Here is a 12,469-nt window from a genome sequence, read left to right on the forward strand (position 1 = left end):
TCTTGGTTCAAGGGAGGAATTTGATGAAACTTCGCACGCTCACCCTGGGCTTGTTGACGGCCAGCACGCTTGCGTTCGCCGCACATGCCGAATCCATCACCATCGCCACCGTCAACAATGGCGATATGGTCCGCATGCAAAAGCTGACCGAGGACTTCACCAAGGCGAACCCCGACATCCAGCTCAACTGGGTTACGCTCGAAGAAAACGTGCTGCGCGAGCGCGTCACCACCGACATCGCCACCAAGGGCGGCCAGTACGACGTGATGACCATCGGCACCTATGAGGTTCCGATCTGGGCCAAGCAGAGCTGGCTGCTGCCGCTCGACAAGCTCGGCGACGACTACGACGCCAAGGATATCATCCCGGCCATCGCCGGCGGCCTTTCGGTCGACGGCAAGCTCTATGCCGCGCCCTTCTACGGCGAAAGCTCCTTCGTCATGTACCGCAAGGACCTGATCGAGAAGGCCGGACTGAAGATGCCCGACGCGCCCACCTGGGACTTCATCAGGCAGGCCGCCGACAAGATGACCGATCGCGCCAATGGCGTGAACGGCGTGTGCCTGCGCGGCAAGGCCGGCTGGGGCGAGAACATGGCTTTCCTGACCGCCATGTCGAACTCCTTCGGGGCGCGCTGGTTCGACGAGAACTGGAAGCCGCAGTTCGATCAGCCGGAATGGAAGAACACGCTGCAGTTCTATGTCGACCTGATGAAGGCCGACGGCCCTGAGGGTGCGTCCTCCAACGGCTTCAACGAAAACCTGGCGCTGTTCCAGCAGGGCAAATGCGGCATGTGGATCGACGCCACCGTCGCTGCGTCCTTCGTCTCCGATCCCAAGGCATCGCAGGTCGCTGACAAGGTTGGATATGCGCTGGCACCCGACAATGGCCTGGGCAAGCGCGGCAATTGGCTGTGGGCATGGTCGCTGGCGATCCCCGCCGGCACGCAGAAGGCCGATGCCGCCCAGAAATTCGTCTCCTGGGCGACCAGCAAGCATTATGCGGAACTCGTCGCTTCGAAGGAAGGCTGGGCCAACGTTCCTCCGGGCACGCGCTCCTCGCTCTACGCCAATGCCGAATACCAGAAGGCGGCTCCGTTCGCCAAGATGACGCTGGACTCCATCAACGCCGCCGATCCGACGCATCCGACCGTCAAGCCGGTGCCCTATGTCGGCGTGCAGTTCGTCGCCATCCCTGAGTTCCAGGGTCTTGGCACCACTGTCGGCCAGCTCTTCTCGGCGGCTCTTGCCGGCCAGTCGAGCGTCGACGATGCCCTGAAGCAGGCCCAGGACGCTGCCACCGCGGCAATGACCGAAGGCGGATACATCAAGTAAGGCTCCTCCCGGTGCCGAATGCCGGTCGCCTCCTGACCGGCAACGGCCGCCCGAATTCCCAGTTCGGGCGGCCGCCTTTAACGCCTTTTGAAAATTCCGTCTGACCAGTGAAGGGTGACCGTCATGGCTACTCAGCAGACCCGTTCGCTTGCCCGTTTCATGATGGCGCCATCCGTGGTGCTGCTGTTCGTCTGGATGATTGTGCCGCTGGTCATCACCATCTGGTTCTCCTTCCAGCAGTACAACCCGCTCAATCCGATCCGCGACGGCTTCGTCGGCTTCTCGAACTACGCGCTGTTCTATTCCAACCCGGCCTTCCTGCAATCGATCCTCAACACGCTCACCTTGGTGGTCAGCGTGCTCCTGATCACGGTGATCGGCGGCATCCTTCTGGCGCTGCTGATCGACCAGCCGATGTGGGGCCAGGGCATCGTGCGCATTCTCGTCATCTCACCGTTCTTCGTCATGCCGCCGGTGGCCGCACTGGTCTGGAAGAACATGATCATGCACCCGCAATACGGGGTGTTCGCCGATATAGCCCGCTTCTTCGGGGCCCAGCCGATCGACTGGTTCGGGCAGCATCCGATGCTGGCGATCATCATCATCGTCGCCTGGCAATGGCTGCCTTTCGCGACGCTCATTCTCTTGACCGCGTTGCAGTCGCTCGACGGTGAGCAGAAGGAAGCTGCCGAGATGGACGGCGCCGGCTTCATCAGCCGTTTCATCTATCTGACGCTGCCGCACATGTCGCGCGCCATCACGGTCGTCATCCTGATCCAGACGATCTTCCTCCTCTCCGTCTATGCCGAGATCCTCGTCACCACCAATGGCGGCCCGGGATACGCCTCCACCAACCTGCCCTTCCTCGTCTACCAGAAGGCGTTGCTGGAGTTCAAAATCGGCCAGGCATCCGCCGGCGGTGTGATCGCCGTCATTCTCGCCAACATCGTTGCCTTCTTCGCCATGCGCGCGGTCGGCAAGAACCTGGACAAGTAAGGGAGGCTACGATGGCACGCTCAGTCACCACCCAGCACAAGACGATTGCGACAGTTGCCGCCTGGATTGTCGCCCTGCTGATCTTCTTCCCGATCCTCTACACGATCATCACCTCGTTCAAGTCGGAGCAGGAAGCCATCCAGGGTTTCAGCATCATCCCGTCGGGAACGTTCGAGAGCTATGCCGAGGTTCAGGCGCAAAGCGGCTACTTCAAGTTCTTCTTCAACTCGGTGCTGCTCTCGGTCGGCTCGACCATCTTGGCCCTGCTGGTCGCCATACCGGCGGCATGGTCGATGGCCTTCTCGCCGACCAAGCGGACCAAGGACATCCTGATGTGGATGCTGTCCACCAAGATGATGCCCGCGGTCGCGGTGCTGTTCCCGATCTACCTGATCTTCCGCGACACAGGACTGCTCGACAGCCGCATCGGCCTGATGATCATGCTGATGCTGATCAACCTGCCGATCGTGGTGTGGATGCTCTACACTTATTTCCGCGAAATACCGGGAGAGATCCTGGAAGCGGCACGCATGGACGGCGCCTCGCTGTGGAACGAGATCGTCTATGTGCTGACGCCGATGGCGGTGCCGGGCATCGCCTCGACGATGCTGCTCAACATCATCCTGGCCTGGAACGAGGCGTTCTGGACAATCCGGCTGACGACGACGGAAGCCGCACCGCTGACCGCCTTCATCAGCTCGTTCTCCAGCCCGCAAGGCCTGTTCTGGGCCAAGCTTTCGGCCGCCTCGACGCTGGCCATCGCGCCGATCCTGATCATGGGCTGGTTCAGCCAGAAGCAGTTGGTGCGCGGCCTGACATTTGGTGCGGTCAAATAATTGGTGGTGCGGTGAAATAACGGAATTGTTCGAAGCAATCGGCAGAAATAACCCCTCGGGGAGGAAATCATGGGAAACATCACGCTCAAGAACGTCTCCAAATCCTTCGGAGCGACGTCCATCATCCCCGGTCTCGACCTGGTGATCGAGAATGGCGAGTTCGTCGTCTTCGTCGGCCCGTCGGGTTGCGGCAAGTCAACGCTGCTGCGCCTGATCGCCGGGCTCGAGGACACCAGCGGCGGCTCCATCAACATCGACGGCCGCGACGTCACCGGCGAGGCACCGGCCAAGCGCAAGCTGGCCATGGTGTTCCAGTCCTACGCGCTCTATCCGCACATGACGGTGGCCAAGAACATCGGCTTTCCGCTGAAGATGGCCGGTGAGGACAAGGCGACCATCGACAAGAAGGTGGGAGACGCGGCGCGCGTGCTCAACTTGACCAACTATCTCGAACGCCGGCCCGGCCAGCTTTCCGGCGGCCAGCGCCAACGCGTCGCCATCGGCCGCGCCATCGTGCGTCAGCCGACCGCCTTCCTGTTCGACGAACCGCTGTCCAACCTCGATGCGGCACTGCGCGGCACCATGCGGCTGGAGATCAGCGAGTTGCACCATCAGCTCAAGACCACCATGATCTACGTCACCCACGATCAGGTCGAAGCCATGACCATGGCCGACAAGATCGTCGTGCTGAACGCCGGCAACATCGAGCAGGTCGGCTCGCCGATGGAGCTCTACAAGACGCCGAAGAACCTGTTCGTCGCCGGCTTCATCGGCTCGCCGAAGATGAACCTGATAGAAGGCGCGCCGGCTGCCAAAAACGGCGCCAAGACCATCGGCATCCGTCCCGAGCATCTGGAGATCTCGACCACGGCGGGCGAATGGAAAGCCACTGTCGGCGTCGCCGAACATCTCGGCTCCGACACCTTCCTGCACGTCCAGTCCGATGGCGTCGGTCCGCTGACAGTGCGCGCCGACGGCGAACTCGCCGTCCGTCACGGCGACACCATCTATCTGACAGCGGACAAGGCCAAGCTGCACCGCTTCGGCGCCGACGGAAAGGCGATGTGAGCATGAGACTGGCCGGCAAATCCGCGCTGATCACGGGTTCGGCCCGCGGCATCGGCAGAGCCTTCGCCGAAGCCTATGCCGGCGAAGGCGCAACCGTCGCCATCGCCGACATCAATCTCGAGGCGGCGCAGAAGACAGCCGCCGAGATCGGCGGCAAGGCCTATGCGGTCAAGCTCGACGTCACCGACCTCGCCTCGATCGAAGCGGCGGTGAAAGCCGTCGAGACGAAGACCGGTGGCCTGGATATCCTGATCAACAACGCCGCCCTGTTCGACCTGGCGCCGATCGTCGAGATCACCAAGGCAAGCTACGACAAATTGTTTTCCGTCAATGTCGCCGGCACGCTGTTCATGCTGCAGGCTGCCGCCCGCTCGATGATCGCCGCTGGCCGGGGCGGCAGGATCATCAACATGGCGAGCCAGGCCGGACGCCGCGGCGAGGCGCTGGTCGGCGTCTACTGCGCCACCAAGGCCGCCGTCATCTCGCTGACCCAGTCGGCGGGGCTCGACCTCATCAAGCACCGCATCAACGTCAACGCGATTGCCCCTGGCGTGGTCGACGGCGAGCACTGGGATCACGTCGATTCGCTGTTCGCCAAATATGAAAACCGGCCGAGGGGCGAGAAGAAGAAACTGGTCGGCGAGGCGGTGCCCTATGGCCGCATGGGCACGGCGCAGGACCTTACCGGCATGGCGGTTTTTCTCGCCAGCGCCGACGCCGAATACGTCGTCGCCCAGACCTACAATGTCGACGGCGGCCAGTGGATGAGTTGAGGGCGGGGGACGGCCTCTGCTCCTCGTACCTCCGCGAGGAGCAGAGGCCGACATCAGCGGGCGCGTAGCAAGTGCCACCCCTTATCCTCTCCCCGACCGGGAGAGGAGCGTAACGAAGGCCGAAATCCGGCCAAAGGGTAAAACAGATGACCGTGAAACTCTCGTCCTCAAACCTCTCCAAGCTGCCCACTGAGGTCGCCGGTCCGAAGTATGACCGCGCAACATTGAAGGCCGGCATCGTGCATTTCGGCGTTGGCAATTTTCACCGCTCGCATCAGGCCGTCTATCTCGACGATTTGTTCAATGCGGGCATCGGCCATGACTGGGCGCTGATCGGCGCCGGCGTGTTCGACGGTGAAAAGATCGGTCGCGGCAAACTGGAAGAGCAGGATTGGCTGACCACCGTGGTCGAGCAGGACAGCGGCCATATGAGCGCACGCGTCACCGGCGCCATGATCGACTTCCTGATGCCCGGCGATGCGGCCGGCATCATCGAACAGCTGGCCGACCCGGCCATCAAGATCGTTTCGCTGACCATCACCGAAGGCGGCTATTTCATCGACCCGGCCTCCGGCGTGTTCAACCCGACCCATCCCGACATCGTCGCCGATGCGCAGCCCGGCGCGACGCCGAAGACGGTGTTCGGCATCATCCTTGCCGGGCTGGTGCGCCGCCGCGACGAGGGTACCGTGCCGTTCACGGTGATGTCGTGCGACAACATCCCCCACAACGGCCATGTCACCTCGGACGGGGTCATCGGCCTGGCCCGTTTGATCGACGAGGATCTGGCGAACTGGGCCAGCGAGCATGTCGCCTTTCCGAACGGCATGGTCGATCGCATCACGCCGGCGACCACCGATCGCGAACGCGGCATTCTCGCCAAGGATTTTGGCCTTGAGGACAACTGGCCGGTGTTCTGCGAGCCGTTCCGGCAGTGGGTGCTGGAGGACCATTTCACCGGCGGCCGGCCGCCACTGGAAAAGGTCGGCGTGCAGTTCGTCAAAGACGTTGCGCCCTACGAATTGATGAAGATCCGCATCCTCAATGGCGGCCACGCCACCATCGCTTATCCGGCCGGGCTGATGGACATCCATTTCGTCCATGAGGCGATGCAGGAGCCGCTGGTGAGCGGGTTTCTGGCCAAGCTCGAACGGGACGAAATCATCCCGACCGTGCCGCCGGTGCCGGACACGGTCCTGGAAGACTATTACCAGCTCATCGAGAGCCGCTTCTCCAATCCCAAGATCGGCGACACGGTGCGCCGGCTCTGCCTCGACGGCTCCAACCGCCAGCCGAAATTCATCATCCCGACCATCGCCGACCGGCTGAAGGCCGGGAAAAGCGTCGTCGGCCTGGCGCTGGAATCAGCGCTCTGGTGCCGCTATTGCTTCGGTACGACCGACAGCGGTGCCGTCATCGAGCCCAACGATCCGAGCTGGGACCGGCTGCAAGCGACGGCAAAGGCGGCAAAGGATGCTCCCGCCGCCTGGCTCGCCATGGAGGACATCTATGGCGATGTCGGCCGCGCGACGGCGTTTGTCGAGGCCTTTGCCCATGCGCTCAACGTGCTGTGGGCGAATGGCGCGCGCGCGACGCTGACGCGCTACCTCGCCGGCAAGCTCTGAGAGCCATTCTCCATCATGACGCCTGAGCTGGTCATCTTCGACTGTGATGGCGTGCTGGTCGACAGCGAGGCGCTCTCCGTCTCGGCGCTGCTTGGCATGGTCAAACTTGCCGGCGGCAGCGTCAGTGAGGACGCCGCCTACGAGCATTTCCTCGGCAAGAGCATGAAAAGCGTGCGCGAGATCCTCGGCCGCGACTTCGGGCTCGATATCACCGACCTGCACCTGACCGAGATGCGCGTCGAATTGATGCGCAAATTCCGCGAGGAGCTGAAGCCGATCGCCGGCGTCAGGAAGATGCTGCCCAAGCTTGGGCTGCCGTACTGTGTCGCGTCCTCAGGCACGCTCGACCGCATCCGCTACGCGCTCGACGTCACCGGATTGCTTGGGCTGATGGAGCCGCATCTGTTCAGTGCCACCATGGTGGCCAAGGGAAAGCCGGCGCCGGATCTGTTCCTGCATGCCGCCGCCAGCATGCGGGCCCATCCGCGCAAATGCCTCGTCATCGAGGACAGCCCGGCCGGCATCGCTGCTGCGCGGGCGGCAGGGATGCGCGTGCTCGCCTTCACCGGCGGATCGCATGCCGGCAATCCCGCCTTGAAAGCGCGGCTTGCGTCGAGTGAACCGGACTTTATATTCGCTGACATGCTGCAATTGCCCGATCTGATTGCAGGCTTGGGAGCGAGAGACAGAGCATCTTGACGAAACAGTTCGTTTGCGCGGTCGATGTCGGCACCGGGAGCGCTCGCGCGGGCATTCTCGACACCAGTGGCACCTTGCTCGGCCGCGCCGAGCGGCCGATCGCCATGAACCAGCCGAAGCCCGATCACGCCGAGCATGATTCGCGCGATATCTGGTCGGCCGTCTGCACCGCCGTGCGCGCTGCCCGCGAAAAAGCCGGTGTCGAGCCTGAGGACATTGTCGGCATCTCCTTCGATGCCACCTGTTCGCTGGTGGTGCGCGACCGGCAAGGCAGCCAGCTCAGTGTCTCGGTCACGGGCGACAAGCGCTGGGACACCGTCGTCTGGCTCGACCACCGCGCCATCGCCGAGGCCGACGAATGCACGGCAAGCGGCCACGCCGTGCTGAATTACATCGGCGGCGTCATGTCGCCGGAAATGGCGACGCCGAAACTGATGTGGCTGAAGCGCAATTTGCCGGACACGTGGAATGAAGCCGGCTATTTATTCGACCTGACCGATTTCCTGACCTGGCAAGCGACGGGTTCGCTGGCCCGCTCGCAATGCACGCTGACCGCCAAATGGACCTATCTGGCGCATGAGGAGACAGGCTGGCGGCGCGACTTCTTCGAGCTCGTCGGCCTCGGCGATCTTTTCGAGCACGGCAGCCTGCCGGAAAAGGCCAGTCCCGTCGGCGCCGATATCGGTCGATTGACGGCGCAAGCGGCGGCCGAGCTTGGGCTGAGCGAGAAATGCCGGGTGGGCTCCGGCGTCATCGATGCCTATGCCGGCGCGCTTGGCGTGCTCGGCGGCTTTGCCGGCGACGAACAGGACATCGGCCGGCATTTGGCGCTGATCGCCGGCACGTCGAGCTGCGTCATGGCGATGTCACCGGATCCGCAGCCTTTCGCCGGCGTCTGGGGGCCGTATTACGGCGCGGCGCTGCCCAGGCTGTGGCTGTCGGAAGGCGGCCAGTCGGCGACCGGCGCCCTGCTCGACCACATCATCCGCTGGCACGGCGCCGGCGGCGAGCCGGATGCCGCCATGCATGCGAAGATCGCCAGGCGTGTCGCCGAGCTGCGCGCCATCGAGGGCGACAGCCTCGCCGCAAGGCTGCATGTGCTGCCCGACTTTCATGGCAACCGCTCACCGCTCGCCGATCCGCATGCCGTCGGCGTCGTCAGCGGGCTGACGCTGGATTCCTCCTTCGACAGCCTGTGCAAGCTCTATTGGCGCACCGCCGTCGGCATCGCGCTCGGCGTGCGCCACGTGCTGGAGGCACTGAACGAGAACGGCTATCTGATCGACACGCTGCACGTCACCGGCGGCCACACCAAGAACCCGCTGCTGATGGAACTCTACGCCGACGCCACCGGCTGCACGGTGATCGAGCCGCTGGCCGACGAGGCGGTGCTGCTCGGTACCGGCATGATCGCCGCCACCGCTGCCGGGCTGTTTCCCGACCTCAACGCCGCCTGTCTTGCCATGCAGCAAGGCGGCAGGACGCGCCCGTCGAACCCGAAATCATCAGGGCGTTTCGAGCGCGACTACAAGGTTTTCCTCGAGATGCACCGCCAGCGCCGGATGCTGGACGCGATCCGCTAGAGCATCGGGCCGGTCGCTGGCTCAATCCGTTCCCGTCCCTCCTCTCTTGCCTTCATGTCGCGTTTCGTCCAGAAGCTGACGCAAACGCGGCGAAACCGAAGGTTTTGCCGTTTGACATGCGGCTTCCGGCTCTGGCCGACGTGCCGTAGGTGGAAAGAGCGGAACAATGTCTGCGATCGAAGCCGGCGCTCGCGCGCCGGAAAATCTTTGGCGTCAGGAAATCAGGGCGACGCTGGCGCTCGCCTGGCCGATGGTGCTGACCAATCTCGGCCAGACCGCGATGACGGCCACCGACGTCATGATGATGGGTCGTCTGGGCCCGGATACGCTGGCCAGCGGCGCGCTTGGCGCCAACCTTTATTTCATGCCGCTGATCTTCGGCCTCGGCCTGATGCTGGCGACCTCGCCGATGATCGCTACCGAGCTCGGCCGCCGCCGCTATTCGGTGCGCGACCTGCGCCGCACCGTGCGCCAGGGCCTGTGGCTGGCGATCCTGATCTCGATCCCGATCTGGCTCGTGCTTTGGCACGGCGAGGGCATTCTATTGGCCATGGGCCAGGACCCGGTTCTGGCCCATCAGGCCGGCATCTATCTGCGCTGGCTCGAATGGGCGGTGCTGCCCTTCTACTTCTATATCGTGCTGCGCTCGTTCATCTCGGCGCTGGAACGGCCGGGCTGGGCGCTGGTCATCGTCTTCGTCGCCGTCGCCTGCAACGTCTTCTTCAACTGGGTGTTCATGTTCGGCAATCTCGGCGTGCCGGCAATGGGCATTGCCGGGTCGGGCCTTGCCACCTCGCTGTCCTCAGCGCTGATGTTCATCGGCATGGCTGCCGTGGTGATGCTGGAGAAGAAGTTCCGCCGCTACCGTCTGTTCGGCCGTTTCTGGCGCGCCGACTGGCCGCGCTTCAAGGGCCTGTTGCGGCTCGGCCTGCCGATTGCCGGCATCCTCGCCTTCGAGGTGACGATCTTCAATGCGGCGGCCCTGCTGATGGGCCTGATCGACGCGGATTCCCTGGCCGCGCACGCGATCGCCATCCAGATCGCCTCGATCTCCTTCATGGTGCCGCTCGGCCTCAACCAGGCGGTGACGGTGCGCGTCGGCCTTGCGCACGGCGCCGGCAATCCGGAATGCGTCTCGCGCGCCGGCTGGACCGCCTTTGTCATCGGCGTCTCGTTCATGGCGCTGATGGGGCTGGTGATGATCCTGTGGCCGCATCCGCTGATCAGCGCCTTCATCGATCTGGGCAATCCGGCCAATGCCAGGGTGATCGAACTTGCCGTGTCGTTCCTGGTCTTCGCGGCGCTGTTCCAGGTCTTCGACGGCGCCCAGGCGGTGGCCGCCGGCATGCTGCGCGGCCTGCATGACACCAAGGTGCCGATGATCTATGCCGCGATCGGCTATTGGGGCGTCGGCCTGCCGCTCGGCGTGCTGCTCGCCTTCCATTTCGGCCTGCATGGCGTCGGCATCTGGATCGGCCTGTCGACGGGGCTGGCCGTGGTGGCCGCGCTGCTGCTGGCGCGCTGGCTGCGGCGCGACCGGTTGGCGCCGCCGCTCGCGTTCGGGCATTGAAACAGAACGGCCGATGGCCCGGCGGCTGTTGTCCTGTGGGCGTTGGCTCATTGAACAACGCCTTCACAACTCCGCGATAGAGGCGGTCAGAATGTCGGCGGCGTGTTGACCCAGAGGATACGGACCGTGGTCGAACCGATATTGCGGTAGCCGTGGCCGAGTTCGGAGTTGAAATAAAACGCGTCGCCTGCCTCGAGCGCCACCACGTTCGTCTCGACCAGCAACTCGACGGAACCTTCGAGCACGTAGCCGAATTCCTGTCCCTTGTGGCTGATCAACTCGAGGCTGCCGCCGCCGGCCTCGATCACGTGGACATTGATCTGCAGCAGATATTCCGGACCGGATGGCACCAATTGCTCGAGCACGACATGGTTGCCCGAGCGCCGATGTCCCGTCTCCATGTGCGGACGCTCGTTTTGCCGCAACACGAACACTTCCGAGGCATTGTGCTGCAGCGTGCCGAACATAGCGTTCATGTTGATGCCCAGCGCCTGCACCAGCCGGTGCAGAGCCGCCATCGAGGGCGTCGCGCGGTCGTTTTCGATCTTCGAGAGATAACCCTCTGTCAGCCCGATGCGGGCGCCGAGCTCTTCCAGGCTGAGGCCAAGCACCTGTCTGGCATGGCGCAGCTTGACGCCGATCCTCGGGGTTCCGTTTCTGTCGCGCATGTCAGGTCCGCGTCTTCATCCAGTCCGCCAGCTTCGCCAACAGAAAATCGACTTCCGCCTCGGTGTTATAATGGGCCAGCCCGATGCGGACGACGCCGTTGCGGTCCGCAAGCCCCAGCCGCTTGATTGGCTCCAAACCGTAATTGTGGCCATGCCAGAGATAGATGCCTTCCTTTGCCATCGCCTTGGCGATATCGGCGGGATCGGTTCCGTCAACGGTGATCGACACGGTAGGCACCCGGCGCGCCAGCGCCGCCACATCGGTTATACCCTGGACCAAGACGCCATCAATTCTGGACAATCCGGCAATCAGCCGTGCTGTCAGGACACGCTCATAACGGTCGGCGACTTCAATGCCGGCGACGATGCGCTCGCGCCGCGTCGCCTGCGGGTGGACGTTGCCGAAGGACTGTCCGAGCCAGGCATAGTGCTCGACGGCGCCAAGCACCCCGGCAAGCGACTCGCGGCTTGTCGTCCCCGTCTCGAATTTTCCAGGTGGCGTGTTCGAAGCCGCGCGCACCTTGTAGGCGGTCAGCGCCTGCAGCAGATCGAACCGGCCCCACAACACCCCGTGATGCGGTCCGAAAAATTTGTAGGCCGAGCAAACCAGGAAATCACAGCCAATCTCCTGGACGTCGATCACTCCATGCGGCGCGAACTGCACCGCGTCGATATAGCTCAGCGCCCCGACCGCGCGTGCGCGCTGCGCGATCCGCTTCACGTCGTTGATCGTGCCGGTAACGTTGCTGGCATAGCCGACGGCGACCAGCTTGACCTCCTCGTCGATAGTGGCCTCCAGCGTCGACAGGTCGAGTTCGAACGTTTTTGGATCGAGGTCGATCCAGCGTACCTCAAGCCCGCGATCCTCCGCCAGCATCAGCCAGGGTGCGACGTTGGCGTCATGATCCATGCGCGTCAACACGATGGCGTCGCCGGCGTTCAGATCGCGGCCGATGGCGCGCGAGACGGCGAAAGTCAGCGTCGTCATGTTCTGGCCGAACACCACCTCACGCCGGTCCGCGGCATTGAAGAAATCGGCCATCGCCTGATGCGCGTCGTCGACCATCGCCTGGGCCGCGAGTGAGGTTTCGAAATAGCCACCAAGATTGGCGTTGGTCTCGATCATGGCACGCGTCATGCGCTCGATCGAACGGCTCGCCATCTGGGTTCCCGCGGGATTGTCGAAGAAAATCCGCTTCTTCGGCTCGGCACCTCTCGCCATCGCCGGAAAAGCATCGCGGACTGTGTCTATATCCATGTCTGAATTCCGTGTGTCTGGTGATCGTTGTGTGGCGGCCCCTAGACGCCGCCAGCTGC

Annotated in this window: 11 protein-coding genes; 9 read left to right on the forward strand and 2 right to left on the reverse strand. The window is 63.5% G+C overall.

Annotation, left to right across the window (positions count from 1 at the left end):
* Positions 1-23 precede the first annotated feature (23 nt).
* From NKI69_RS07600 to NKI69_RS07640, 9 genes are all read left to right on the forward strand, one after another.
* On the forward strand, positions 24-1,334 hold the full coding sequence (locus NKI69_RS07600) for an ABC transporter substrate-binding protein (protein WP_128304222.1): 1,311 nt from the start codon (positions 24-26) through the stop codon (positions 1,332-1,334).
* A gap of 123 nt (positions 1,335-1,457) precedes the next feature.
* Positions 1,458-2,330, forward strand: coding sequence for a carbohydrate ABC transporter permease (locus NKI69_RS07605; protein ID WP_013528414.1), 873 nt, complete (start codon positions 1,458-1,460; stop codon positions 2,328-2,330).
* Positions 2,331-2,341: 11 nt separating this feature from the next.
* On the forward strand, positions 2,342-3,166 hold the full coding sequence (locus tag NKI69_RS07610) for a carbohydrate ABC transporter permease (protein WP_023810705.1): 825 nt from the start codon (positions 2,342-2,344) through the stop codon (positions 3,164-3,166).
* Positions 3,167-3,235: 69 nt separating this feature from the next.
* Positions 3,236-4,234, forward strand: coding sequence for an ABC transporter ATP-binding protein (locus NKI69_RS07615; RefSeq protein WP_023810706.1), 999 nt, complete (start codon positions 3,236-3,238; stop codon positions 4,232-4,234).
* A gap of 2 nt (positions 4,235-4,236) precedes the next feature.
* Positions 4,237-5,007, forward strand: coding sequence for an L-iditol 2-dehydrogenase (locus NKI69_RS07620; protein WP_128304237.1), 771 nt, complete (start codon positions 4,237-4,239; stop codon positions 5,005-5,007).
* 146 nt (positions 5,008-5,153) lie between these two features.
* Positions 5,154-6,632 (forward strand): mannitol dehydrogenase family protein, encoded by a 1,479-nt coding sequence (locus NKI69_RS07625; protein ID WP_023810707.1) that lies wholly within the window; start codon positions 5,154-5,156, stop codon positions 6,630-6,632.
* Positions 6,633-6,647: 15 nt separating this feature from the next.
* Positions 6,648-7,331, forward strand: a complete 684-nt coding sequence (locus NKI69_RS07630) for an HAD family hydrolase (protein ID WP_023810708.1) — start codon at positions 6,648-6,650, stop codon at positions 7,329-7,331.
* Positions 7,328-8,914 carry an FGGY-family carbohydrate kinase gene (locus tag NKI69_RS07635; protein ID WP_023810709.1) on the forward strand — a complete coding sequence of 529 codons (1,587 nt, stop codon included), beginning with the start codon at positions 7,328-7,330 and terminating at the stop codon, positions 8,912-8,914. Before NKI69_RS07630 ends, NKI69_RS07635 begins: the two co-directional genes overlap by 4 nt.
* A gap of 166 nt (positions 8,915-9,080) precedes the next feature.
* The gene (locus NKI69_RS07640; protein ID WP_352720812.1) at positions 9,081-10,484 is read left to right on the forward strand and encodes an MATE family efflux transporter; all 1,404 of its coding nucleotides are present in this window, start codon (positions 9,081-9,083) and stop codon (positions 10,482-10,484) included.
* 86 nt (positions 10,485-10,570) lie between these two features.
* Here the strand turns inward: NKI69_RS07640 and NKI69_RS07645 are convergent, their stop codons facing one another.
* A complete protein-coding gene (locus NKI69_RS07645) occupies positions 10,571-11,152 on the reverse strand; it encodes a cupin domain-containing protein (RefSeq protein WP_023810712.1) in 582 nt (193 codons plus the stop codon).
* Between the two features lies 1 nt (position 11,153).
* Positions 11,154-12,410 (reverse strand): cysteine desulfurase-like protein, encoded by a 1,257-nt coding sequence (locus NKI69_RS07650; protein WP_128304220.1) that lies wholly within the window; start codon positions 12,408-12,410, stop codon positions 11,154-11,156.
* Positions 12,411-12,469 lie beyond the last annotated feature (59 nt).

Source organism: Mesorhizobium sp. M0491 (assembly GCF_040321265.1).
Classification (GTDB): domain Bacteria; phylum Pseudomonadota; class Alphaproteobacteria; order Rhizobiales; family Rhizobiaceae; genus Mesorhizobium.